General features: G+C 45.9%; 19 protein-coding genes. 7 read left to right on the forward strand and 12 right to left on the reverse strand.

Features of this window, described 5'->3' with window-relative positions:
* Positions 1–40: 40 nt before the first annotated feature.
* Complete coding sequence (locus R7035_RS06995; protein WP_017821480.1) at positions 41–820, forward strand: TSUP family transporter; 780 nt, start codon at positions 41–43, stop codon at positions 818–820.
* On the opposite strand, the gene R7035_RS07000 is transcribed toward R7035_RS06995, so the two are convergent.
* The 10 genes from R7035_RS07000 to gltB (R7035_RS07045) all read right to left on the reverse strand — a co-directional run bounded on the left by R7035_RS07000 (position 762) and on the right by gltB (R7035_RS07045) (position 17,864).
* Positions 762–1,616 (reverse strand): LysR family transcriptional regulator, encoded by an 855-nt coding sequence (locus R7035_RS07000; protein WP_132936758.1) that lies wholly within the window; start codon positions 1,614–1,616, stop codon positions 762–764. The genes R7035_RS06995 and R7035_RS07000 overlap by 59 nt on opposite strands.
* A 128-nt stretch (positions 1,617–1,744) precedes the next feature.
* Positions 1,745–2,365 carry a TRIC cation channel family protein gene (locus tag R7035_RS07005; protein WP_005387377.1) on the reverse strand — a complete coding sequence of 207 codons (621 nt, stop codon included), beginning with the start codon at positions 2,363–2,365 and terminating at the stop codon, positions 1,745–1,747.
* A 69-nt stretch (positions 2,366–2,434) separates the two neighbouring features.
* The gene (gene btuF, locus R7035_RS07010) at positions 2,435–3,256 is read right to left on the reverse strand and encodes a vitamin B12 ABC transporter substrate-binding protein BtuF (protein ID WP_017633625.1); all 822 of its coding nucleotides are present in this window, start codon (positions 3,254–3,256) and stop codon (positions 2,435–2,437) included.
* Complete coding sequence (locus R7035_RS07015) at positions 3,256–4,209, reverse strand: cobalamin biosynthesis family protein (RefSeq protein ID WP_054578510.1); 954 nt, start codon at positions 4,207–4,209, stop codon at positions 3,256–3,258. The genes btuF and R7035_RS07015 overlap by 1 nt, the downstream gene beginning before the upstream one ends.
* A gap of 11 nt (positions 4,210–4,220) precedes the next feature.
* A complete protein-coding gene (gene mtnN, locus R7035_RS07020; RefSeq protein WP_005381837.1) occupies positions 4,221–4,916 on the reverse strand; it encodes a 5'-methylthioadenosine/S-adenosylhomocysteine nucleosidase in 696 nt (231 codons plus the stop codon).
* Between the two features lie 63 nt (positions 4,917–4,979).
* Positions 4,980–5,408 (reverse strand): DUF1499 domain-containing protein, encoded by a 429-nt coding sequence (locus R7035_RS07025; RefSeq protein WP_132936759.1) that lies wholly within the window; start codon positions 5,406–5,408, stop codon positions 4,980–4,982.
* 91 nt (positions 5,409–5,499) lie between these two features.
* The gene (locus R7035_RS07030; RefSeq protein WP_005381833.1) at positions 5,500–6,912 is read right to left on the reverse strand and encodes an FAD-dependent oxidoreductase; all 1,413 of its coding nucleotides are present in this window, start codon (positions 6,910–6,912) and stop codon (positions 5,500–5,502) included.
* A gap of 20 nt (positions 6,913–6,932) precedes the next feature.
* Complete coding sequence (gene gltB, locus R7035_RS07035) at positions 6,933–11,396, reverse strand: glutamate synthase large subunit (protein WP_262651899.1); 4,464 nt, start codon at positions 11,394–11,396, stop codon at positions 6,933–6,935.
* Positions 11,397–11,844: 448 nt separating this feature from the next.
* On the reverse strand, positions 11,845–13,314 hold the full coding sequence (locus R7035_RS07040; protein WP_005384582.1) for a glutamate synthase subunit beta: 1,470 nt from the start codon (positions 13,312–13,314) through the stop codon (positions 11,845–11,847).
* On the reverse strand, positions 13,314–17,864 hold the full coding sequence (gene gltB, locus R7035_RS07045) for a glutamate synthase large subunit (RefSeq protein ID WP_213917040.1): 4,551 nt from the start codon (positions 17,862–17,864) through the stop codon (positions 13,314–13,316). Before gltB (R7035_RS07045) ends, R7035_RS07040 begins: the two co-directional genes overlap by 1 nt.
* A gap of 551 nt (positions 17,865–18,415) precedes the next feature.
* Here gltB (R7035_RS07045) and R7035_RS07050 point away from each other — a divergent pair.
* The 4 genes from R7035_RS07050 to R7035_RS07065 all read left to right on the forward strand — a co-directional run bounded on the left by R7035_RS07050 (position 18,416) and on the right by R7035_RS07065 (position 24,199).
* The gene (locus tag R7035_RS07050) at positions 18,416–19,375 is read left to right on the forward strand and encodes a TIGR01212 family radical SAM protein (protein WP_005381829.1); all 960 of its coding nucleotides are present in this window, start codon (positions 18,416–18,418) and stop codon (positions 19,373–19,375) included.
* Between the two features lie 35 nt (positions 19,376–19,410).
* Entirely contained in the window at positions 19,411–21,156 is a 1,746-nt protein-coding gene (locus tag R7035_RS07055; RefSeq protein WP_054728787.1) for a GGDEF domain-containing protein, read from the forward strand.
* Positions 21,157–21,393: 237 nt separating this feature from the next.
* Positions 21,394–23,748, forward strand: coding sequence for an aerobic respiration two-component sensor histidine kinase ArcB (gene arcB / locus R7035_RS07060; RefSeq protein ID WP_262651898.1), 2,355 nt, complete (start codon positions 21,394–21,396; stop codon positions 23,746–23,748).
* Position 23,749: 1 nt separating this feature from the next.
* Positions 23,750–24,199, forward strand: a complete 450-nt coding sequence (locus R7035_RS07065; RefSeq protein ID WP_318146038.1) for a hypothetical protein — start codon at positions 23,750–23,752, stop codon at positions 24,197–24,199.
* Between the two features lie 85 nt (positions 24,200–24,284).
* Here R7035_RS07065 and arcA read toward each other — a convergent pair whose 3' ends face one another.
* Positions 24,285–25,001 (reverse strand): two-component system response regulator ArcA, encoded by a 717-nt coding sequence (gene arcA / locus R7035_RS07070; RefSeq protein WP_005381824.1) that lies wholly within the window; start codon positions 24,999–25,001, stop codon positions 24,285–24,287.
* A 361-nt stretch (positions 25,002–25,362) separates the two neighbouring features.
* On the opposite strand from arcA, the gene R7035_RS07075 reads away from it, so the two are divergent.
* The gene (locus tag R7035_RS07075) at positions 25,363–25,770 is read left to right on the forward strand and encodes a DUF3293 domain-containing protein (RefSeq protein WP_151514429.1); all 408 of its coding nucleotides are present in this window, start codon (positions 25,363–25,365) and stop codon (positions 25,768–25,770) included.
* Between the two features lie 64 nt (positions 25,771–25,834).
* Positions 25,835–26,317 (forward strand): putative 4-hydroxy-4-methyl-2-oxoglutarate aldolase, encoded by a 483-nt coding sequence (locus tag R7035_RS07080; protein WP_005381822.1) that lies wholly within the window; start codon positions 25,835–25,837, stop codon positions 26,315–26,317.
* Here the strand turns inward: R7035_RS07080 and R7035_RS07085 are convergent.
* Positions 26,314–26,784, reverse strand: a complete 471-nt coding sequence (locus R7035_RS07085) for a hypothetical protein (protein ID WP_005381821.1) — start codon at positions 26,782–26,784, stop codon at positions 26,314–26,316. The genes R7035_RS07080 and R7035_RS07085 overlap by 4 nt on opposite strands.
* Positions 26,785–26,798: the final 14 nt, after the last annotated feature.

Below are 26,798 nucleotides of genomic sequence, written 5' to 3' on the forward strand. Positions count from 1 at the left end.
CGTTTCTTCCTCTTTGATACCTCTTCAAAAAGGAAGTGTAGTGGAAATCACGGTTGAAATTTTGTTGGCCTTATTTTTGGTTGCGACTGCCGCAGGCTTTATTGATGCGATGGCTGGTGGGGGAGGGCTCATTACGCTCCCTGCGCTTTTGGCTGCGGGGTTGAGTCCGACTCAAGCTCTAGCGACCAATAAGTTACAAAGTTCGTTTGGCAGTTTCTCTGCTAGCTGGTATTTCGTGCGTAACGGTATTGTTAGCTTAAAGGAAATGCGTTTTGCGATACTCTGCACTTTTATAGGCGCTGCAATCGGTGCCGAGGCTGTGCAGTTTATTGATGCTAGCGTACTCACCAGTTTGATCCCTGTTCTTTTGATAGCCATTTCCCTCTATTTTTTACTCGCGCCAAGTACGCGAAAAATCGATGGAGAACCAAAGTTATCTGAAGCGATGTTTGCGCTATGCATTGGTGGCGGGATCGGTTTCTATGATGGCTTTTTTGGCCCTGGGACTGGATCTATTTTTACTGTTTGTTTTGTTGCACTAGGTCACTTTTCTTTGGTCGAAGCCACAGCTAGAACCAAAATCCTCAATTTCACGTCAAACATTGCGGCACTACTCTTTTTTATCTTAGCTGGGTTGCCAGTGTGGAAGCTTGGCTTAACTATGGCTGTTGGCGGTTTTCTTGGTGCTCAGTTAGGGGCGAAGGTCGTGGTAAGTAAAGGGCAAAAATGGATTCGTCCTCTAGTTATAGTGATGTCGATGCTTATGGCAACGAAACTTCTTTGGCAACAACATCAGCAATGGATTCTGTCAGTGCTTTAACTCGCTCGCTACGATATGTGCTGTGACGTAAGCAGATATGTATTGGTCGAACTAACTGATCTAGCTCTTCAAAGTCATAGCAGAACTTAGGTGTGATATTAAGTATCGTTAGGATAGATTTAGGGATTAAAGCGGGAGCCATACCTCCCAAAGCCAGTTGTGCTGCCGCAGTATACGAATCCATTTCCATCAAAGGTTCGATTCCGTGTTTGGATAAAATAGCTTGTTGATATGTGTTGGCAGGGTTAGTTAGGTCATTGGTCAAAATAGCTTTAGGTAGTTGTGAAAGTGAATGTCGACTGACAATTGAGAAAGGTTCATCGGCGAGGTGAAGGCTCATTAATCCATGGTGAGGCGGTAAATAACCAGCACAGAATCCCAGTGTCGCTTTACCTGATTTCACATTCTCAATAATGCGTGGCGTATGATTGGTCGATATTCGTATGTACTGATCATGGGCAAAGTGTTCTGCCATGATCATGCTGAGGTATCCCGCCACTAAGGTTTCAGAGCAGTCCATTTTGATTAAAGAAGTGTCTTCTATTTGTTGTTGATCGTAGATTTTTCCTCTTAACTCATTGAACGTGGGTTCTATTGTGTTTATGAGGGCAAGGCCATCGGAGGTCAGCTTTATGTGCCGACCATTTGGCTCTATTAATTTTTTTCCTAACTTCTTCTCTAGATTTGAAATACGTTTACTCACGGCAGATTGACTAATATAGAGTTGACTGCCCGTGCGGCTCATGGTTTTTTCTTTACTGAGGACAAGTAACGTTTCAATACCTTCAAGCAACATAATGATTAATGAAAGTTAGGAATGGTTGAGATAATTTAGCGAATTGCCCAAGAATTGGCGAATCAAATGAGCATAAATGAGAGGAGCCGACACTTGGTCGACTCCATGATGAGTGATGTTGTTGGTGTTTAACGGTTAATGGCGAAAGTTGGCAGGGATAGATGCCAACGAATCGCACCGAGACGTATAATGAGCGTTGAGATTACACCAGCGAGTAAAGCCGTTGAGTGGTCATAACCCATGTTTACCGCCATCGTATGGAAGATGCCGCCAATAATACATGCCGTAGCATAGACTTCACTTCTTAATACCATAGGAACTTCGCGAGCCAGCACGTCTCGTATAATGCCACCGCCACAGCCAGTAATAACCCCCATTATCACCGCGACCATCCCAGAAGCATTGTAGGCGAGTGCCTTTTCTACTCCTATTCCTACAAATACAGCGAGACCGATGGCATCACAAACGGGTAATACCCACCATGAGAGTCGCTTGGGTCTTCGAATAACAAGCATGGTTAGTAGACACGTAACAAATATCACCCATAAGTAAGTCGTATCTGTTATCCAAAATACGGGAGTGGCACCAAGCGCCATGTCTCGGATTGTTCCGCCACCTATAGCAGTCACACTGCCGAGCACGATAACGCCGAATGGATCCATTTTTAAACGGCCCGCCAGTAATACGCCAGAGATAGCGAAAACAGCGGTACCGAACAAATCGATCATATAAAGCAGCATGGAGTCCATGTTACTTAGTACCTTTAAATAGTGTGAGAAAAAATGGGCGGAAATTGTACGGTATTTGCCACGAAATCGTTAGCGTTTTTGACGAACGCTTTTAAAGTGCTCACACACTTCCTTGATCGCGTTCAATGTGCGTGGTGTGGGACGGTTAATCCAATCAGAGTTTAGGGACCAGATGTGTTTGTTTTTAAGAGCAAGAAGCTCATTACTCCACTCAGCCCACATACCATCGTTACTCATTGCGTGACGAGAAGTAAAAATAACCTCTGGCTGGCGAGTAATGACTTGCTCGATGCTAACTTGAGGATAAGGCGCGCTAGATGCGGCGAAAATGTTCTCACCACCGCAAAAAGTAAAGACTTCACTTGGCCAGTTCTTTCCGGCGACAGTGATGATAGGCTTTTCACTCAACTGATAAAAGTAACTAACTTTCTCGTTCGTGTTGTACTGTTCTTTTAGTGTACTCAGCTGCGTTCTAAAATCTTCAGCGGCCTTTTTTCCTACTTGTGGAGTTTCGCTGTATTGGCTGAGTTGCTCGATATTATTGGCGATATCTTCTAATGAACCTGTAGTGGAGTAATAGATAGGAATACCGAACTGTTTAATTTTCTCCAACTCTTTAGCGGGGTTTCCGGCTGGCCAAGCAATCACTAAGTCCGGCTGAAGAGCAATAATGCGCTCTAATTTAATTCCTTGATAATTTGAGACTCTTTCTAGCTGCTTTGCCTGTTCTGGATAATCGCTCATTTCGCTGACAGCAACAAGCTGCTCTCCTAGCCCTGCTGCAAAGGCAATTTCGGTGGCATGTGGAGCTAAACTTATAATGCGTTGAGCGGGTTGAGCGAAGGTCGCTGTCGAAACAAATAGCGTTAATGCGAAGCATAATTTATTCATCATAATCCTTGATAAATTATTCCTAAAAGCAAACTTTGGATTGCGACCCAAGCCAGGACGCGCCAAACGAGCAGCGTATGTATTTGTGAAAGGTGAATAGCCGATGGCGCAATGCGCCCACCGATTTTTGCGCGCTCTGCACGCACACCTTGATAGATAGCAGGGCCGCATAAAGACAGTTGTAGTTTGTGTCCGATAGTACATAACACCCAACTAGGTCCTGGTAAGGGCCAAGACTTCGCTTGCTGTTGTATTCCAGAGAGCACATTACTTGTATTCTTTCCGGCAGCTAAAAGTATGGCAAAGAGACGAAGTGGAATAATATCCAGAGTAGCAACCAATTGAATCACAGGTTTACCAAAGGGCAAATATTGGCGTCGGCTAGGGGACCACACTCGCGCTAATTCTGTTGTGAGTCGATACATTAACGCACCAATACCACCTGTTAGTGCGTACCAAAATAGCACACCGATCACGTTGCGGCTGTATGCCATAATCAGGGTTTCTGAGCCAGCTTTACCTATGCCAACGATCGAGAGGCTACCAGTATCGCGATTAAGATATGGTCTCAGTAATGCTCGACACTGAGCTTTGTCTTCCGAAGAGATACTTGTGACGAGCTGTTTCGTTAACGTTTCGCTGTTGCGCCAGTCTAGCGCAAGGATCAATAGAACCAGTTCATATAAACGGATTTGCCAAACAAATGGCTTTACTGCAATCAGTAATATCAAGCAAGGAAACAGCATCAAGCCTAGTGCAAGACTGCCTGAGATTACACTCTGTGAGTAATTGTGATTATTGTTCACTTTGTTAGCTAGCTGCTCTGCTAGCTTTCGCCATAAAGTGATGGGGTGCGCTGAATGGGGGATTGGCACTAAAAGGTGCAAGATCAGTGCACCCCACATAATGAGGAGCGCACCGTTGGCATAAAATGACTGAAAAACTTCTTCCATGAATGAGTCGTTTACTTAATGAGTTCCAGCATTTTGAATACCATTTCGGAAGAGCTTTTTGCTGCTAGAGGCAGGAACTCATCAAAGCTCATTGGTGATTCTTTATCAGCGACATCAGAGATTGCACGCACAACAACAAACGGAGTGTTGAATTGATGACAAGTTTGAGCGATAGCAGATGCTTCCATTTCTACAGCGATAACTGACGGGAAGTGTTTACGAATAAACTCTTGACGCTCAGCAGTACAAACAAACGCATCGCCAGTACAAATTAGGCCGCGAACCGCATGAGTGTTTTCCATTTGTGCTAGGGCTTTTTCGGCTAAGTCCATTAGCTTGTCATCCGCTTTGAATGCAGCTGGTTGACCGGCCATTTGGCCAATCTCATAACCAAAAGCGGTTACGTCTGCATCGTGATGACGAACTTCTGTAGAGATAACTACATCGCCAAGGTTTAAGCTTGAATCGAAACCGCCAGCAGAGCCTGTGTTAATCACAACGTCTGGTTGGTATTCATCAAGAAGGATTGTCGTGCCCACTGCCGCTGCAACTTTACCGATGCCCGATTGTAGTACGACGACTTCAACATCGTTAATTTGACCAGAGAAAAACGTACAACCTGCTTTATTTACAGTTTTGCAGTTTGTAATTGCTTGCTTCAGGATGGTCACTTCTTGTTCCATCGCACCGATGATACCAACTTTCATAACACTCTCTTTAGGTAAATATTTTAGTTGGCCGAGAGTATAGCACTCCCCGTTGGCAGTTTTCTATTTGATGAGCTTAGCTTGAGTGAGCTTTTCTCGTAATTGATCGGCGCGCTTTCTGTTTACGCCAAAGTCAGAGTAGCCCACACGAGACTCCGAGCGCACAATCAGTTGGTCTCCTGCTATTTTTAGTTCGAGGTCATCCACGAAGCGCATGATTTTAGATGTGCACTCGATACGAAGGTAGTTGCTTTCTTTCACCGCGGTTTTCGCGCCTGGCAGTTCAAGCGCAACTTGCTCAATAGCGTCGATGTTCGCTGAATCAACTAAGATAAATGTCGTTAGGTTGTATTTTTCTCGCGTGTCTTGGGTGGAGACGCAGTTTGGTTTGTCACCACAAGGTGATTGAGAACGATCCATCATGGTTGTGACTCCTTGGCTACAAGCGGTTAAGCCGAGCAAAGTAATGGAAAGGAGAGCGGCTTTTTTCATTGTATTTACTCTTATAATTTTGTTTCTAATTATATGGATATAAAAGAAAAAGGATCCAATAACAGGACCCTTTTTGTGAGGTTAGCTGAGATTAAACTTCGAGGTAATCGAGGATGCCTTCTGCCGCTTTTCGTCCTTCATCAATTGCGGTTACGACAAGATCAGAACCTCGTACCGCATCGCCACCCGCGAAGATCTTTTCATTGCTGGTCTGGAATTGGAACTCTTGCTTCGCTGGGGCTTTGATACGACCCCATTGATCCAAATCGACATCAAACGGTGCTAACCAGTCCATTTTGTGCGGCTGGAAACCAAACGCCATGATAACAACGTCTGCTGGTAGAACGTGCTCGCTGCCTTCAACGGGCTCTGGACGTCGGCGACCCGCTTCATCAGGTTCACCAAGTGCGGTTTTCACCACTTTGACCCCCGAGACTTTGCCTGACGCATCCACTTCAACTCCCAAAGGCTGAAGGTTGAACATGAACTTCACGCCTTCTTCCTTTGCGTTTTTTACCTCGCGACGAGAGCCCGGCATGTTGGCCTCATCACGACGATAAGCACAAACCACGTTGGAGGCACCTTGGCGAATTGAGGTACGAACGCAGTCCATTGCGGTATCACCACCACCCAGTACGACGACTTTCTTTCCTGCCATATCGATAAAGGGCTGGTTACTCTCAAGATCCATGACTTTGTAGGTGTTCGAAACTAAAAATGGCAGCGCGTCATACACACCCGGCGCATCTTCATTATCTAGACCTGCACGCATGTATTTATAGGTGCCAACGCCCAAGAAAACAGCATCGTATTCATCAAGCAGCTCTTGCATTTGGACATCTTTGCCTACTTCCATGTTCATGCGGAACTCGACGCCCATTTCAGTGAACACACGGCGGCGGTTTTCCATCACGCCTTTTTCAAGCTTGAAGGAAGGAATACCGAAGGTCAGAAGGCCTCCAATTTCAGGGTAGCGGTCAAACACGACTGGCTTAACGCCATTGCGCACTAGGATATCCGCGGCAGCCAAGCCAGCTGGGCCAGCTCCAATGATTGCAACCTTTTTATCGGTCCACTCCACCTTGGACATATCTGGCTTCCAGCCCATTTCAAACGCTTTGTCGGTAATGTACTTTTCTATATTACCGATGGTGACGGCACCAAAGTCATCATTAAGCGTGCATGAACCTTCACATAGGCGGTCTTGAGGACAAACGCGCCCACATACTTCCGGTAGGCTATTGGTTTGATGCGATAGTTCAACCGCTTCAAGAATACGGCCTTCATTGGCAAGTTTTAACCATTGAGGGATGTAGTTGTGGACTGGGCATTTCCATTCACAATATGGGTTGCCACAATCTAAGCAGCGATCCGCTTGTGCAGTCGCCTGTTGTTTAGTGAACGGTTCATAGATTTCAACGAACTCGATCTTACGAACTTTGATAGGCTTTTTCGCAGGATCTACACGCTGCACATCGATAAATTGATAAACGTTCTGGCTCATGATTCAAACATCCTCCATGATTACTGTGCTTGAACACGCAGCTCTGCGGCACTGCGGCTCTGGTGACCAAGTAGCGTGCGAAGATCTGCCGCTTGTGGTTTCACCAAATAGAACTTTGGAATCCATTCATCAAAGTTCGCCAAAATATTTTCTGCATGACTCGACCCTGTTTCTTCAAGGTGTTCCGCAATTAGGCCACGCAAATGTTCTTGGTGGATGTAAAGATCGGACAATGAGATGGCTTCGACAGACTCAGTATTAACTCGACCTTCAAAGCTTTGGTTCTCATCCAGAACATAGGCAAAGCCTCCAGTCATACCCGCGCCAAAGTTCACACCTGTCGCACCAAGAATGGCAACAATACCGCCAGTCATGTACTCACAAGCGTTATCGCCAGCACCTTCAATGACGGCTATCGTACCTGAGTTTCGTACGCCGAAACGCTCACCTGCTTTACCGGCTGCAAATAGTTTACCGCCGGTCGCGCCGTACAGGCAGGTGTTACCAATGATAGTTGCTTCATTGCATTTAAATGCGGTGCCAAGGTGAGGTTTGATAACCACTTTACCACCCGCCATGCCTTTGCCCACGTAGTCGTTCGCATCGCCCGTGAGGTAAAGCTCTACACCACCTGCGTTCCAAACACCAAAGGACTGACCTGCGGTGCCGTCAAGATAGATTTTGATAGGGGAAGCCGCCAATCCTTGGTTGCCATAGCGTTTTGCTATTTCGCCAGATAAGCGTGCACCAACAGAACGATCAGTGTTGATGACATTGTAGAAGAAACTTGCCGATTGACCGTTTTCGACCGCATGCATGGCATCATCAATGATCTTTTGGTTGAGCTCAGCTTTATCAAACGGTTTGTTTGGCTCTGTCCAAAATAGCGGATGACCCTCAGGTGATACTGGAGCTTCTAGAATATTGGATAGATCCAGCTTGGTCTGTTTCGCTGTAAATCCCTCTACCGCCTCAAGTAAATCGGTACGACCAATCAAGTCCGTCAGCTTTTCAACGCCAAGTTCGGCGAGTAATCCGCGCACTTCGTCTGCCAAGCCGATGAAGTAATTCATCACCATTTCTGGTAGACCTTTGAAGTATTCTTTACGCAGTGTCTCGTCTTGAGTCGCAACCCCAGTTGCACAGTTGTTGAGGTGACAAATTCGTAGGAACTTACAACCCATAGCGACCATTGGCGCAGTACCAAAACCGAAGCTTTCTGCACCTAAAATTGCGGCTTTAACTACGTCTAAACCAGTCTTTAGACCACCGTCTACCTGTAAGCGGATCTTATGACGCAGACCATTAGCAACCAGAGCTTGTTGTGTCTCTGCCAACCCCAACTCCCAAGGGCTACCAGCGTATTTTACCGAAGTTAATGGGCTTGCTGCGGTACCACCGTCGTAACCCGAAATGGTAATAAGATCAGCGTAAGCCTTGGCTACGCCCGTTGCGATGGTGCCGACACCTGGCTCGGAGACGAGTTTTACCGAAACCAGCGCATTTGGGTTGACTTGTTTAAGGTCGAAGATCAGCTGGGCCAAATCTTCAATCGAATAGATATCGTGGTGCGGAGGAGGGGAGATCAGAGTCACGCCTTGTACCGAATAACGCAGTTTTGCGATTTCTGCGGTGACTTTGTGTCCTGGTAGCTGTCCACCTTCACCCGGTTTCGCACCTTGTGCCACCTTGATTTGCAGTACATCCGCATTAGTCAGGTAATGAGGCGTTACACCAAATCGGCCAGAAGCAATCTGTTTGATACGTGAGTTACGCTCAGTACCGAAGCGGCGAGGATCTTCACCGCCTTCACCCGAGTTAGAGTAACCACCAAGACGGTTCATCGCCGTTGCAAGTGCTTCATGCGCTTCTGGGCTAAGTGCGCCAATGGACATTGCCGCAGAGTCAAAGCGTTTGAACAGTTCAGTGCGTGGTTCTATTTGCTCAAGTGGCAGCGGTGAGTCTGATTTTTTCAGCGACATTAAGTCACGCAGCATGGCAACAGGGCGTTGATTTACCTGCTTAGCAAAGCTCTGATAGTCGTTACTTTCGCCAGATTTAACGGCCTGTTGCAGCGTGCCGACAACATCCGGGTTGTACGCATGATACTCACCTCCATGGACGTACTTTAACAAGCCGCCATGATCAATCGATTTGCGTTTCGCCCATGCTTTACGAGATAAGTTTGTAAGATCTTGCTGGAAGTCGTCAAAATTCGCGCCTTCAATTCGAGTTGTGACGCCTTTAAAACACAGATCGACCACATCTTGGCTCAAGCCAACTGCTTCAAACAGTTGTGAGCAGCGGTAAGAGGCGATGGTTGAGATCCCCATTTTCGACATGATCTTGTACAGGCCTTTGTTGATGCCGTATTGGTAGTTTTGCATCACATCGCGGTAGTCTTTCTCTAGTGCTTTATCATCAATCAGTTTACCTAACGCTTCATAAGCAAGGTATGGGTAAACCGCAGTAGCACCAAAGCCAAGCAAGACAGCAAATTGGTGTGGGTCACGAGCTGTTGCGGTCTCAACAACAATGTTGGCATCACAACGTAAGTTGGCATCGATCAAGCGAGTTTGAACCGCACCGACCGCCATTGCTGCAGGAATTGGCAGCTTGCCTTTGACTAAAGCGCGATCTGAAAGCACGACTAGAACCGTGCCTTCACGCACCACTTGTTCTGCTTGCTCACACAGATCATCAATGGCTTGTTTGAGATCTTTCTGTTGTGGATCGTAGTTGATATCGAGAATGGTATTACGGTAATGATCGTCACTCAGCTCTAGTAGTTGCTGCATGTCTGAATAGAGCAGTACTGGAGAATCAAAGGTTACACGATGCGCGTGGCCATCGGTTTCACAGAAGACGTTCATCTCCTGGCCGATGCTGGTCGCCAGCGACATGACGTGTTTCTCACGCAGCGGATCGATTGGTGGGTTGGTGACCTGAGCAAACTTCTGACGGAAGTAGTCAGTCACCAAGCGCTCTTTCGAAGAAAGAACCGCCATCGGGGTGTCATCACCCATCGAACCGACGGCTTCTTGCCCCATATCACCGAGGACACGCAATACTTGATCGACTTCTTCATTGCTCATGGCAAACTGCTTTTGATAAGTCTTAAGCAAGTCTTCATCAAAGCTACGCTCACCTACTTGATCTTCAGGCAGCTGAGAGAACGGCGTTAGTTTGCGAACGTTGCTCTCCATCCATTCGCGATAAGGGTGACGAGATTTCAGATCATTATCGATCTCGCTAGATTGCCAAAGCTTACCTTTACGAGTGTCGATGACGAGCAATTCCCCCGGACCTACACGACCTTTTTTGGCAACTTCATCTGGGGCGTAATTCCAAATCCCTACCTCAGACGCCAGAGTGATCAACTTGTCTTTGGTAATTACATAACGCGCAGGACGTAGACCGTTTCGGTCTAGGTTACAAGCAGCATAACGACCATCGGACAGTACGATACCTGCTGGGCCATCCCATGGTTCCATGTGTTTGGAGTTGAAATCGTAAAACGCACGCAAATCCGGATCCATGTCAGGGTGGTTTTGCCATGCTGGCGGCACAAGCATACGCATGGCACGGAAGATATCCATGCCGCCAGCTAAAAAGAGATCTAGCATATTATCTAGGCTAGACGAGTCTGAGCCTGTCTCGTTCACAAACGGTGCTGCAGTTTGTAGGTCAGGCAGCAGTGGTGACGAGAACTTATAAGCACGAGCGCGTGCCCATTGTCGGTTACCTTCAATGGTATTGATCTCACCATTATGAGCAAGGTAGCGGAACGGTTGAGCTAATGGCCAACGCGGTTGAGTGTTGGTAGAAAAACGCTGGTGGAACAGACAGATAGCAGATTCCATACGTAGATCGGCAAGATCAAGATAAAAGCGCGGTAAGTCCGCAGGCATGCATAGGCCTTTGTACACCAAAACTTGAGTCGATAAGCTACAGATGTAGAAATCCGGATCTTCGGTGATTTGTTTCTCGATGCGACGGCGTGCGATGTAGAGACGACGTTCAATGTCGCGTTCGCGCCAACCTGCCGGTGCAGAGATAAAGACTTGCTGAATATTTGGAAGCGAGTTGGCCGCAATTGGACCGAGTACTTCTGAATTAGTTGGTACTTCACGCCAACCAGCCACAGTTAGCGTCTCTTGCGCCAGTTCTTTGTTGACGATGTCTTTAGCGAGTTGAGCTTTGACTGGATCTTGGTTGAAGAAAATCATCCCTACGGCGTATTGCTTGCCAAGGTTGAAACCATTTTCTTCGGCAATAAGACGTAAATAGGAATCGGGCTTTTGTAATAGAAGACCACAACCATCACCAGTTTTACCATCGGCGGCGATACCACCACGGTGAGTCATGCGGTCAAGTGCAGAAATTGCTGTACGTACCAGCTTGTGGCTTTGTTCGCCTTCCATATGCGCGATCAAGCCAAATCCACAGTTGTCTTTCTCAAGACTTGGATCATAAAGAGCCATTGCAATTCTCCCTTTGCTTATCCGTCATCCCGACAGATATATCAACACTGCTTACGTTGATATCGATGACTAACTATGCGTCATCTTTATAGCTTTATGTATAATTATTCAGTAAAAATTGTGAAATATTTAACATTTTTTGAGTGTTTTATTTTCATCAACTTCACAAGCTATAGCTTATTGTAAAAAAGGTCAAGTTATTAGTGGATCATCACGTGAATATACGATTTACCATTTAATAAGCTAAAATAGTTTAATAATTTCAAATAGATAGAAAATTGATTGTTACAAAAAAGTAACATTTGATTCTGTGGGAGATAAAAAAGACCAGCATAAAATGCTGGTCAAAATAGAAAGATTGGAAGGAATTGTTTTCTTTCTTCACCGATAGCCATCGATATTGCTGATGGCTATTAGGCAATTGAAAGAGAGAAGCATGACTGCTTCGTTAAGCAGAAAGCATCAGTGAATCTGCTTTTGCTTCTAGGTTTGTGCCACCCATTAAGTAATCATCGATAGCACGGGCACATTCACGGCCTTCGTTGATACAACGAACAACCAGAGATTGGCCTGTTCGCATATCACCAGCAGCAAATACGCCTTCTTGGTTAGTAGCAAAATCTTGAGTTGCTACGTTACCGCGATCATCTAGCGCGATATCCAGTTGAGCAAGTACACCTGTTGGTTCTGGGTGTAGGAAGCCCATCGCTAGAAATGCCATATCACACGGAATCACTCGCTCGCTGCCTTCAACTTCTTTAAAGCCTGGACGCTCGCCAGGTTTCGCCTCTTCCCAAACGATATCAGCCAAACGAAGACCGGTAACTTCACCTTTGTCGTTACCGATGAACTCTTTAGTTAGGATGTTCCAGTGGCGATCAACGCCTTCTTCATGAGATGTCGAAGTACGTAGGATCATTGGATATTGAGGCCAAGGCATATTGGCAGGACGCTTTTCTGGTGGAATCGGCATGATTTCCACTTGAGTTACACTTGCTGCGCCGTGACGGTTTGATGTTCCCACACAGTCTGAACCCGTATCACCACCACCGATAACCACAACATGTTTACCCGCAGCGTGAATTTCTTCCGTTTTCAGGTCCATGTTATTGGCGCGACGGTTGTTTTGACCTAGGAATTCCATCGCGAAGTGAACGCCTTTTAGTTCACGACCCGGAACGGGCAAATCACGTGGAACCGTTGAGCCACCGGTTAGTAGAACCACATCGAACTCTTGACGCAATTGTTGAGCATTTACATCAACACCGACGTGTTGGTTTACTTTAAACTCAATGCCAGCTTCTGCCATTAGATTGATCTTGCGATCAATGACTTCCATGCTCAGTTTAAAGTCTGGGATACCAAAACGTAGCAGACCGCCCACTTTCTCGTCTCGCTCGAATACTGTCACGGTATGGCCTGCGCTGTTTAGCTGCTCAGCAGCCGCAAGACCAGCAGGTCCAGAGCCAATGATCGCCACCGTTTTACCAGTGCGAGAACGTGGCGTTTTTGGTTTGGCGTACCCTTCACGATACGCCGTTTCTACGATAGTTTTTTCGATATTACAGATAGTGATTGGGTCTTGGTTGATACCAAGAACACAAGCACTTTCACATGGAGCAGGGCAAACACGACCAGTAAACTCTGGGAAGTTGTTCGTCGAGCTTAGGATGTTCCAAGCTTCTTCCCAGCTATCACGATAAACCGCATCGTTAAATTCTGGGATGATGTTACCGATAGGGCAGCCGTTATGACAAAACGGCACGCCACAATCCATACAACGAGAAGCTTGAGTATTGATCTTGTCACCAAACTCCTCGTTCAGAACGAACTCTTTGTTGTTCTTGATGCGTTCAGCTGGGTCAATCTTCTGTGGTAGTTCGCGACCATGCTCTAAAAATCCAGTAGGCTTACCCATTATACGGCCTCCACTTGAGTTTCGTTTCCTTGAGACAGTGCTTCAGCTTTGCGTTTTTGAAGAACTGCTTTGTAGTCACGCGGCATTACCTTAGCCATAGAGGCTAGGCTAGCTTCAAAATTGTTTAGGAAAGACTGAGCGACTTCACTTCCTGTGAATTGAACATGCTTAGTTAGCATGTCGAGTAATAGATCTCTGTCTTCTTGCTCGATTGGATCTAGGTCTACTAGCTCTGGGTTCAGTTTCGACTCAAAGTCACCTGATTTATCCCATACGTATGCCACGCCGCCACTCATACCTGCGGCAAAGTTACGACCTGTTGAACCAAGGATAATTGCTGCACCGCCAGTCATGTATTCACAACCGTGGTCACCGACGCCTTCTACTACTACTTTCGCGCCTGAGTTACGAACACAGAAACGTTCACCAGCCATACCGCGAATGAAAGACTCACCCGAAGTTGCACCGTAGAAACACACGTTACCAACCACGATGTTGTCTTCCGCGACAATGCTTGATTTCGCATCTGGGTAAAGTACTAAGGTACCGCCAGATAAGCCTTTACCCCAGTAGTCGTTCGCGTCGCCTTCCACTTCGAACTTCACGCCCTTAGCTAGGAATGCGCCGAATGACTGACCTGCAGAACCTTTGAACTTCACGTTCATTGGCTGAGGTAGACCTGCATCTTTGTACACTTTCGAGATTTCGTTCGACAACATGGTACCTGCAGAGCGGTCCGTGTTGACGATAGGGAACTCGGCATTCACCGCTTCGCCTTTCTCTAGTGCAGGAATCGCTGCTTGAATCAGCTTACGGTCTAGCACTTCTTCTAGGTTGTGGTTCTGTTGAGCTTGGTTGAATACACCATCAGCTTCACGTGGTTGCTCAACGTGGAGAACAGGAGACAGATCTAGGTTCTTGTATTTCCAGTGAGAAATGTCTTGGCGAATCTTCAGCTTCTGACCTTGACCGACCATTTCATCGATAGTGCGGAAGCCAAGTTCAGCCATGATTTCACGTAGACCTTGTGCCATGTATTGGAAGAAGGTTACGACGTCTTCTACGCGACCATCAAAGCGCTCGCGAAGTGTTTTGTTTTGAGTCGCGATACCAACAGGACAGGTGTTCTTATGACACTTACGCATCATGATACAACCTTCAACCACCAATGCTGCGGTTGCCACGCCCCATTCTTCTGCACCAAGTAGTGTTGCCACTGCAAGGTCGCGAGGTGTCTTCATCTGACCATCCGCTTGAACCACGATACGGTTACGTAGACCGTTCTTTAGTAGCGTTTGGTGCGTTTCTGCCAAGCCAAGTTCCCAAGGAAGACCTGTATGGCGGATTGAAGACATTGGTGATGCACCTGTACCGCCGTCGAAACCTGCGATTAGTACAACGTCCGCTTTCGCTTTCGCTACACCAGAAGCGATCGTACCTACGCCTGCTTCTGATACCAGCTTCACGTTTACGCGACCCGCGCGGTTCGCGTTCTTCAAGTCGTAGATAAGCTGAGCCAAATCTTCGATTGAGTAGATATCGTGGTGTGGCGGTGGCGAGATAAGGCCTACGCCTGGAGTCGAGTGACGCGTTGCACCGATCCAGTCATCTACTTTATCGCCTGGTAGCTGACCACCTTCACCTGGCTTCGCACCTTGAGCCATTTTGATTTGCAGTTCTTCAGCGTTAGTTAGGTAGTAAGAGGTTACGCCGAAACGACCAGAAGCCACCTGCTTGATTGCAGAGCGTTCCCAATCGCCGTTCTCTTTGCGCTCGAAACGCATTGGATCTTCACCACCTTCACCAGAGTTCGATTTCGCGCCAAGACGGTTCATCGCAACAGCTAGTGTGGAGTGTGCTTCGTAAGAAATAGAACCGAATGACATTGCACCCGTCGCGAAGCGTTTCACGATGCTCTCAATTGGCTCGACTTCGTCGATAGAGATAGAACCGGCTGGGTTCTTAATGAACTCAAGTTGGCTACGCAGGGTTACCGCGTTGTCACCTTGCTTATCTACAGCAGTCGCGTATTGCTTGAACTGATCGTAGTTCTTGTTGCGCGTAGACTCTTGCAGTAGAGAAATAGTCTCTGGGTTGAATAGGTGCTTCTCACCACGCTGTTTCCATTGGTAAACACCACCAACATCCAGCATTTGAATTGGGATTTCGCGTTGTGGGTAACCGATGCGGTGACGGATCAGCACTTCTTTGGCGATATCATCAAGGGTGAGACCTTGGATACGAGAAACCGTACCAGTGAAGTATTTGTCGACCACGGATTTGTGGATACCCAATGCTTCGAAGATTTGCGCGCCGTGGTACGACTGTAGAGTTGAAATGCCCATCTTCGAGAAGATCTTCAGAAGGCCGCCATTGATCGCTTTACGGTAGTTGTTGAACAGATCGCGAGGGTTCGCTTCTGGATCCAACTTCTTCGTACGTTGAAGTTCAATGATGGTTTCAATCACTAGGTAAGGGTTAACCGCATTCGCACCGTAACCAAGTAGCGTTGCAAAGTGGTGCGTTTCACGCGCGTCACCAGTTTCAACCACGATGTCACACTTCGCACGTAGACCTTTACGGATCAAGTGGTGGTGTACTGCGCCAACTGCCAGCATTGCTGGGATCGCCGCGTGGTTTGAATTCACTGCACGGTCAGTGAGTAGGATGATTGAGTAACCATCAATAACTGCATCTTCTGCGTATTGGCAGATGCGTTTTAGTGCGCGCTCAAGCTTGCCTTGGTCTTCATTGGCTTGGAATACGATATCCAACGTTTTCGCTTGTAGGTGCTCGTTATCGATCGCACGCAGTTTTTCAAGCTCTGAGTTCGCCAGAACAGGTGATTCCAATTCTACTTTCTGACAGTGAAGTGGTGTTTCAGTCAGAAGGTTTTGGTCTTTACCCAAGTAAGTGTTCAGCGACATAACCATACGCTCACGGATCGGGTCGATCGGTGGGTTAGTTACCTGTGCAAACAGCTGCTTGAAGTAGTTTGAAAGGTGCTGAGATTGATGAGATAGAACCGCAAGAGGCCAGTCGGCACCCATTGCTGATAATGGCTCTTTCGCATCATTCGCCATTGGAACGATGATTTCGTTCACTTCTTCAGTACTTACGCCAAACGCTTGTTGACGGTGTAGAAGATGTTCTGGCTTAGGTTGACTGAACTGGTTGCTCGCATCAGGCAGCTTCTTCAAGCTCAGTAGGTTTTCTTCTACCCACTTCTCGTAAGGTTGTGCCGTTGCGATGGTGTCTTTCACTTCTTCATCAGAAATGATGCGACCTTGCTCTAGATCCGCAACGAAGATACGACCTGGTTGCAGACGACCACGGAACTCTACGTTCTCTGGCTCAATATCCACAACACCAGATTCTGATGCCATTACTAGGAAGTTGTCTTTGGTCACTGTGTAGCGAGAAGGGCGCAAACCGTTACGGTCGAGTGTCGCACCAACTTGAACACCATCAGTAAAACATACTGAAGCTGGACCATCCCATGGTTCCATGATGTTTGCGTGGTACTGATAGAACGCGCGACGCTTAGGATCCATGTTTTTGTTTTCTTGCCATGCTTCCGGGATCATCATCATCAATGCGTGTGGCAGGCTGCGACCAGAAAGAACTAGGAGCTCAAGTGCCATGTCAAAGTTAGATGAATCCGAGCTGCCTTCCTGACAGATTGGAAGAAGCATGTCGATTTCAGCCTGAGTAAACAGGTCTGACTCTAGGATTGCTTCACGGGCTTTCATCCAGTTCAAGTTACCGCGAACTGTATTGATTTCGCCGTTGTGGGCAATGTAACGGAAAGGCTGTGCAAGACGCCATTTCGGGAAGGTGTTGGTAGAGAAACGAGAGTGTACCAGTGCCAGTGCAGTCACCATGGTCGGGTTTTGCAGATCGAGGAAGTACTGAGGTACTTGCTCGGTCGTTAACTGACCTTTGTACACCAATGTCTTGTAAGACATGGAGTTAATGTAGAAGTCGTCACCAATGTTCGAAACGCTTTCTAGGCAAACACGTACTGTGTAGTTACGAAGCACGTACAGTTTGCGTTCTAGTTCTTCAGGTGTGATGCCAGGGCCACCTGAGATAAACACATGCTCAAACTGAGGCTCTGTGCTTAGTGGGTCTGCACCGATCATTGAGTTGTCGGTTGGCAGAACGCGGTAGCCGATAACTTCAAGATCTAGACGTTGTGCGTTACGTTCTAGAATGTCACGGCATTGCTCGCGTTTGTATTCGTCTTTCGGGAAAAGAACGACACCAACACCATACTTTTCAAACGAAGGCAGTTTAATGCCTAGCTTAACGGCTTCTTCTAATAGGAATTCATGAGGTTTTTGTAGCAAGATACCCGCACCATCACCGCTGCATGGGTCACAACCTTGACCACCACGGTGTTCCATGCGAGCAAGCATATCCAATGCTTGAGTCACTACTTCATGAGATTTACGGTTTTTAAGGTGAGCAACAAAACCGATACCGCAAGCGTCATGCTCCAGTTCCGGAGTGTACAGACCCTGTGGATTTTGCTCTCTATCTACCATAGATACATCCTTCCAGTTCAATGTCGACGCAAAAGTACCGGGCAGCAAATACTACCTAGACTATTGATTACGTCTTGTCCTTTATATTTATTATCGCCACCGATCTAGGTTGACCGGTCTTGATTCCTTTCCGTATCTCGCAGGAAAAGTTTTGCGAGAAAAACAATCCTTGGTGGTATCCCTTTATTTATTATCACTATCTAGTGATTTATATAGGTAGGAGTGGGATAACACCGACAAATCCCGCAGTGTGCTTTGTAATAAAAGTCACAAAAATAACGGGGTTGTGTAAGTATCCTACAATTTTGTTACTTCAGAATGCAATGAAAAAGTCGGCGTTGTGACCCAATTTTTTCGTTTAATTATGCATTTTTAGTTTAACATTTACGCAACGTGAACGATTTTTGTCTTTAATTATGCAAGTTTATTGATTTTGACCCGCATGATGGGTGTTTGAGTTGATTAATATTGTGTGTTTTTTCTTGCAGGGATGTAATTTATTTACACAGATCGTAGTGAGATTGATTACGATTTATTGTTGGTGAGAATTTATGCAGTTACATGAGTTGGTCAATACAATCGGCCAAGATCTTCAGCGTCGATACGGTGAAAAGGTTCATAAGTTAACATTGCACGGTGGATTTAGTTGCCCTAACCGCGATGGCACGATTGGGCGGGGAGGATGTACATTTTGCAATGTGGCTTCGTTTGCAGATGAAGAAGTCCAGATAAAAAGCATTCACGAACAGTTAAAAGATCGCGCAGGTGAAATTCACAGAGCGAAAAAATATCTAGCTTATTTTCAGGCCTACACCAGTACCTATGCCGAAGTACAAGTTCTCAAAAACATGTATGAGGAAGCACTAAAGGCTGCAGACATGGTTGGTCTTTGTGTGGGGACGCGTCCTGATTGCGTCCCTGATGCGGTATTGGATTTACTGTCGGGCTATGTACAGCAAGGTTATGAAATTTGGCTAGAACTAGGTCTTCAAACCGCCAACAATGACACCCTAAAACGTATCAATCGTGGTCATGACTTTGAGTGTTATGCCGAAATCACTAAGCGTGCGCGAACACTCGGAATCAAGGTTTGTACTCACTTAATTGTGGGTTTACCCAAAGAAACCCGCGCCGAAAATATTGAAACGCTGCAAAAAGTGTTGGCCGTGGGAACGGATGGCATCAAGTTACATGGCTTGCATATTGTCGAAGGTAGCACCATGGCGAAAGCTTGGCGTGCTGGAAAGCTAGAAGCCCCTGAATTAGAAGAATATGTTGCGATCGCCAGTGAAATGATTCGTATGACACCACCAGATGTGATTTATCATCGCGTTTCATCAGCAGCTAGGAGGCCCACGTTATTATCGCCTCTGTGGTGTGAAAACCGTTGGCTAGCGATGACGGAAATTGGTCGAGATCTCAGTGCTCATGGTGCGCAAGGGAGCCTTACGGGGAATGCCTTTATCTATACTAAACCGGAATTAATAGCAGATCGCTCAATAAATAACTGATATATTTTAACCAGTGTTCTTTGAAGGTTTAAACGATGGATCAGTTACTCAATTGGCTTTGGGGTGGTCAAGGCGGTTATGGCTATGTCGTCTTGTTATTAATCGCAGGCGTGTGCGCGTTAGCACTGATCTATTTGCACTTTCAGACGTCACTTAAGCAACTAGTAACGGATTCTCCCTATCCAGTCATAGTGGTGGACACTAGCCATGCTCAGCTCTTGCTATCTAACCGGGCTGCGATGCAGTTATTAGGCATTCGCTCTTTGGGAACGGGGTATTTGTATCCTGCTTTATTCGATATTCATGAGCTTGAGCAGTTTCTCGATCGCTTCTCTAGTCGTCATTTTCGTCAGCAGGCTTTTGACTGGCGACTATCTGATAGTGAATCTATTAAAGTGGAGCTGTCAGGCAGAAAGAGTTTATTGCGCAATCATCGAGTTTGGATTCTTTATGCTCAGCCATATCAAGCCACTCACCAAGAGCAGCAACAAGAACTTGCACAATTAATCATCGCACGTTCGGCATTAGACTCACTTTCAGAGCTGATTTGTACCCAAGACCGCCAAGGCAATCTGTTAACGACCAATCGAGCATTTGATCAATTCTGGCAAGGGCGAAGGGAAGAAGCTTGCGCATCCAAGACCTTGGGTGAGATGACCAGAAAAAGCGAACGTAAATGGACAACGGATCCACAAGGTCGAAGTTGCTTACTGGAAGTCAATCAAAACTCTCTTGTTTCGCCGAGTGGTGAGCTTATCGGTACGCTGTCTATTAGTCATGACGTGACTGAATGGCACAAGATGCAACAGAATCTGCGAGATGAAATGGAGCGTCGCAAAGATACAGAGGTGGCGCTAGCGCAAAGAGATACTATCTTACAAACGATTCTGGATGCCAGTCCGGACTCTATTGGTATTTTCAATGAGAACATGGTCTATCAAGCGTGTAATCAGCCTTTTGTTAAGGCGTTAGGAATTTCAAAAATTTCTGATTTGATAGGTAAGCGCCTCCAAGACGTGATTCCTAAAGAGATGTACGCGCGCTTAGCAGACAGTGACTTAGAAGCATTACGCCAGTTAGAGCCAGTTCGATACATAGATAAAGTCGTGAGTAGTGATGGTAAAAGTACGTGGTTTGATGTGGTGAAATCGCCTTTTAAAGATAAAGCATCAGGAACGAATGGTGTGCTGATCATGGCGCGTGATATTTCTGAGCGTTATCTTGCAGAACAAAAGTTGGAAAAAGCCAACCTAGAGTTAGAAAAATTGAGCTTTATGGATAGCTTAACTCAAGTATCGAACCGACGCCGTTTCGATGAACAACTGCAGGTATTGTGGTACCACCATGCTAGAGAAAAGCTGCCGCTCACCATCATGTTATGTGACATCGACTTTTTCAAAGATTACAACGACTGTTACGGTCACCAACAAGGTGATGAAGCGTTAGTCAGTGTTGCTACCGTGTTTACACAAGTCATCAATCGTTCTTCGGATTGTGTTGCGCGTTATGGTGGCGAGGAGTTTGGTTTTATCTTGCCGAATACCACCACGGAAGGTGCGCGCAACGTAGCACAGCGTATTCATGAGAAAATTCTACAGCTTGATATGGAACACGACAGTTCAGAAGCATCTGAACGCCTTACCGTCAGTATCGGTCTGGTCTCTTACATTCCTCAGCATGGTGATGAACCCGAAATGGGCATCGCTATGGCTGACAGTGCGTTATATCAAGCTAAAGCTGATGGACGTAATCGCACTTGTATTCACCCCAGTTCTTGCTAACGCTTTGTGACCGCTTGCTCTAAGTTGATAGCTGATTGTTTAAATCACCGTATTAAACACGTTAAACTTACACAAGCCTGTGCGCTCGTTGGTTTATCTTTTTATCTCGTATCACAAGAGCAGATCGCACCGTGTGTTTTTCACTAATCAAACAGACCTAAATTGCGTTAGGTCGAGTGCATTTACCTGTTTTTCATCATCGAATGGCGCTATCTAGCCACCACCATGGAGTAGTTAATGAAACCCATGAAAAATCTCGCCCAGTATTATGTCGACTTGCTAGTCAAACTGGGGATTGTTCGCTTCTCTATTTTGCTAGCCCTTGCGCTGGTGGCATTAGCTGTTGTGGTGCAGGTAGGGATTACTTTAGCTCTCAAAGGGCGAGTAGATGATATCGACATTGTCCGTTCGGTGTTTTTTGGTCTATTGATCACCCCTTGGGCGGTTTACTTCCTCTCTGTGGTTGTCGATCAACTAGAAGAGTCTCGCCAGCGTTTAACTAAGCTGGTGTCCAAACTGAAGGACATGCGTTCGCGAGATCAAGAGCTGAATTACCAACTTCAACAAAACATTGAAAAGCTTAACCAAGAAATTGAAGAGCGTATTAAAGCGGAAGAAGCACGTGAAGAGGCGATGCAAGACCTCGAAAATGAGGTGTTCCAACGCGAACGTACTCAATTAGAGTTGGCAGAACGTACCGCATTACTGCGTTCATTTATTGATGCCTCACCAGACTTAATTTACTACCGCAATGCGGATGGTGTTTTCTCTGGCTGTAACCGCGCGATGGAAGAGCTAACGGGCAAGAAAGAGCACCAGTTAGTCGGATTAAGCCCTTGGGATGTGTATAGCAAAGAAATCGCCGAGCATATCGTTGATACTGACCAAAAGGTTTTTGCCGATAATCAAGCAATTACTTACGAGCAATGGCTCGAATACCCAGATGGTCGCAAGCATTACTTTGAGCTGCGTAAAGTGCCATTTTACAGCAAAGATGGCCGCCACCTTGGTCTCGTTGGGTTCGGTCGTGATATCACTGAACGTAAGCGCCATGAAGAGTCGTTAGAGAAAGCAAGCCGCGACAAAACTACCTTCATCTCAACCATCAGTCATGAGCTGCGAACGCCGCTGAATGGCATTGTAGGCTTAAGTCGTATGCTTCTAGATAGTCCGTTGACAGAAGAGCAGCGTAAACACATGCAGACCATCAATGTGAGTGCGATTACTCTAGGTAACATCTTCAACGATATTATCGATATGGATAAATTTGATCGCCGTAAGTTAGAACTATTACCTGCGCCACTTAACTTCGAAGACTTCGTCGCAGAGATTGAGAGTATCTCAGCTCTGATGGCTGAACAAAAAGGGTTACGCTTTGACTTAGAACGTTTAAGCGACTTGCCAAAAGCAATTGAAGTGGATGCAACCCGTCTACGTCAGGTGATTTGGAACCTAGTCAGCAACGCAATGAAGTTCACCAAGGAAGGTGGCGTTGTGATGACAGTGAGCGCGGATGTCGAAGACGATTTTGCGACCATTATTATGGAAGTGGAAGACACAGGTATTGGTATCCCAGACGAAGAGCTAGATAAGATCTTTGCGATGTACTACCAAGTGAAATCAGGCAAGGACAACCTGCATGCGGTCGGTACAGGTATTGGTTTGGCGGTATCTAAGCAACTGATCAATATGATGGATGGTGACATTACGGTTACCAGTGAGGAAGGCTTTGGTAGCACTTTTACTGTATCGATCCACGTTCCGATTGTTGAACTAGCTGAGCCAGTCATTGATGCGAAACGCGACAATGTGCGCCTCAACATATTTATGGTCGAAGACATCGAGCTTAACGTAACTGTGGCTAAATCGTTACTAGAGAGCCTAGGGCACTCTGTCACCGTGGCAATGACGGGCCAAGAAGCGTTAGTGAACTTTGTGCCAGAAAAATACGACTTAGCGTTGTTGGATATCCAACTGCCTGATATGACGGGCTTTGATGTCGCCAATTATTACCGCAAGCATTATAACAATCTTCCTCCATTGGTCGCCTTAACTGCTAATGTAATGAAAGATCGTCGTGAATACTTAGATAACGGCATGGATGATGCGATCAGTAAGCCGCTGGCAGTGAATGCTATTCAGTCAGTGATTGATAAATTCTTCGCTCACCAGTTAGAACAACCTAAGGAAGTGGTGAGCGGTCCCGAAATAGTGGAAGAGCCAGTCCCTTCTCCTGTGATTGAGACACATTTGCTCGATATGGATATGTTAGAGTCTTACGTCGACATTGTTGGTGCAAAACCTGTCTACGACAGCATAAAAATGTTTGAAGATATGATGCCAGACTATATTGATGTCTTAGATTCGAACATGACAGCGAAAGATCAAGATGGGATTGTTTCTGAAGCGCATAAAATCAAAGGTGCTGCAGGTTCAATTGGCCTGAAACGTATCCAAAGTGTGGCGCAAAAAGCGCAATCGCCTGATATGCCAGCATGGTGGGAAAACATTTCAGACTGGGTTGAAGAGATCAAAAATGAATACCAAAACGATATTCAAGTCCTCAAAAGTTGGTTGGAACAAAGGAAATAACATGAAAAGAATCGCACCATTGGCATTAGCCATGGCATTGATGGCAGGCTGTAGTTCCGTTCCAAATGTGAATTGGCAACAAAACAGTCAGATTACGATTAATGAGGTTAATGTTGAGCTCAAAAGTAATTTATGGGTGAACCTCATGCCGAATATTGGGGACGTGGAAGAGCAAAGTATTCAAGGTGCACTTTACCTCGAAGGAGATCTGTTACTTCCTGCAAATCTAACGGCAGAAGCTCTTATTATTAAACAGGGGCAAAAAGAGTGGTTGGTGGACAGTGCGTCTTTAGATACTCGAACGCACAGTGAAAGCCGATGGGAGGTGGCGTTCTCGTCTCACATTGATGTGAACACAGAAAAATCGGTTGATATCGCAGTGCTTCTAGACGATGCGGGTAAACAGCGTTGGTTAGTCGAAAAGTACGTGAAGATTAACAAGGTTTATTAACCGCAATGATGTTGCATTAGTCGTTAGACCTAAAACAAAAAGGGCTTGCTCAATGAGCAAGCCCTTCGCATATTAGCGGTTAAATCTAGTCTTCTAGATCGCCACAGAAGCGGTAACCTTCGCCGTGGATAGTGGCGATGATTTCTGGCGTGCCTGAAACAGACTCAAAGTGCTTACGGATACGACGAATCGTTACGTCTACAGTACGGTCGTGTGGCTTAAGTTCACGACCAGTCATCTTCTTAAGAAGATCTGCACGAGTTTGAATCTTACCCGGGTTCTCACAGAAGTGCAGTAGTGCGCGGAACTCAGAGCGAGGTAGCTTGTAGCTATCACCAGCAGGGCTTACTAGAGAGCGGCTGTTGATGTCTAGTACCCAACCGTTGAATTCATACTTTTCTACCGAGCGCTTCTCTTCTTGCACCGCGTTAGAGCTCATTGAGCGACTAAGTAGGTTACGTGCACGAATAGTTAGCTCACGTGGATTGAATGGTTTAGTGATGTAGTCATCTGCACCAATCTCAAGACCTAGGATCTTGTCTACTTCATTGTCACGGCCTGTCAGGAACATTAAAGCAATGTTCGCTTGCTCGCGTAGTTCACGCGCTAGTAGAAGGCCATTCTTGCCTGGAAGATTAATGTCCATAATAACCAAGTTGACTGAGTTATCAGACAACACTTGGTGCATCTCTTCACCGTCACTGGCTTCAAAAACAGCGTATCCCTCTGCTTCAAAAATACTCTTAAGAGTGTTACGAGTTACTTGCTCATCTTCAACGATAAGAATCTGCGGGGTTTGCATTGGCGGTACCTAAATTTGTGACAAAATTGTGCTAATAGAATAAATTCTAGGCAAAAATATAACATACAGGTAATGTGATTTTGATAATAAATCAAGTTGATCAAAAAAACACTTCTTTCAGTTATCCGCCCTCCATGGAATTTTGCCAACTCACCAGTATCCAATGGCGACGTTTATTCTAAAGGGCTTGTTTACCTTTCATTTCCTGCTTTCAGTGGGGCCTGAAACGTAAACACCCTAAGATATTGAGCGGATTTTATATTGTTAACAGCATGCTAACAATGCTCAAATGTTAATTCCATTCAGTTTGTTGATTTATATCAATTGATGAAATGTAACTGTTATTAATCGTTTAAGACTTATGATAGAAAAAAGTAATACGAACATAGACGCATCGTTATGGAATGCTTATTCAGAATCTTTTTTCAGATTCGAAGCCGAGTGGCGTGTTTCAAACTATGCTGTGATAACCGCTTGGAACCCATACAGTAACTTGAGGTCCAAAGAAGAGAACAGCATAAACAATCACGCGTTAGAAAAACAGCTACAGCACGTTAATTACGCGCCTGTCACGGTAGGTGATAGCGCTTTTACATGGTATGAGGAAAGCTTTGCCGTCGAGTTGTCGCCAGAGGTAGCCGTTGAATTGGCGAATGACTTTCAACAAAACGCGATTTATTACGTCATTAATGACCAACTTTATCTTATTGCGTGCTCGCAGCCGAAAGTTTTGCATACGTTAGGCTCCATTAAGCCTCGGCTCGTATAAAAGGTATAGAAAAGGATACTGCTCACTGAAGCAACGCTTGGGTGAGAAAATTCACGGAGGAAATATGAGAGACATTACACCCGATATTTGTGACCAATTTGAAGACCAAGTGAGCTTGCTTACTTTACCATTGCAGAACTTTGGTCAACGTAGCGCTTTTTACGGTGAAATCGTTACGGTGCGCTGCTATCACGATAACTCGAAAGTGCGTGAAGTACTGGGCGAAGATGGAACGGGTAAAGTATTGATTGTTGACGGGCATGGATCGTGTCAGAGAGCATTACTCGGCGATCAATTAGCGATACTCGGAATAGAAAATGGGTGGGAAGGCATCATTGTCTATGGTGCAATACGCGACGTAGCACAAATATCTCAAATGGACATTGGCGTTCAAGCTCTTGGAACTAACCCGTTTAAAACAGAGAAACGCGGGATAGGAGAGGTAAACGTAACCTTAACGATGCAAAACCAAATCGTTCAACCTAAGCACTACGTTTACGCGGACTGGAACGGTGTGTTGATTTCTAAGCAAAAGCTGGACTTCTAAAAACGAAAGCCTAAACCAACCTCAAAGCCTTGTTGCCAATCTTGGTAATCAAGAGTCGCGTGAAGATCCAGTTTATCGGTAATTTTTACGCGACTTGATACTTCAGCCGCGAGGCTACTGTCGTCTTGGCGAATACCTTCCGCTGTTTCGTTCTTGTAAGAGCGAACTGTACTTTTCAGCGTGACACGATCATTAAAGTGATAGCTGATCCCACTCAAAAAACCACTTTGATTTTTGGTAGGAGAGTTATTGACTCGCGCACCGACATAAACGTCTACCGAATCAAAAAGTTCGTAAGCGTAACCCGTATCGATATTCCAAACATCAAAACTGTCAGACTGATAACTGTCGCTGGAAATGAATAGTTTATGAGGAGAAGGGGATGTTTTACCTGGAAGCGGCGGAAGCTCGTTTGCTAGACAAACACCAGGCACAAAAAACAGCAACAGAAAAAGCCCTCTTTTCATGTTCACCACTCCTT

Origin of the sequence: Vibrio sp. 1731, from assembly GCF_033339955.1 — a bacterium.
Classification (GTDB): Bacteria; Pseudomonadota; Gammaproteobacteria; order Enterobacterales; family Vibrionaceae; genus Vibrio; species Vibrio alginolyticus.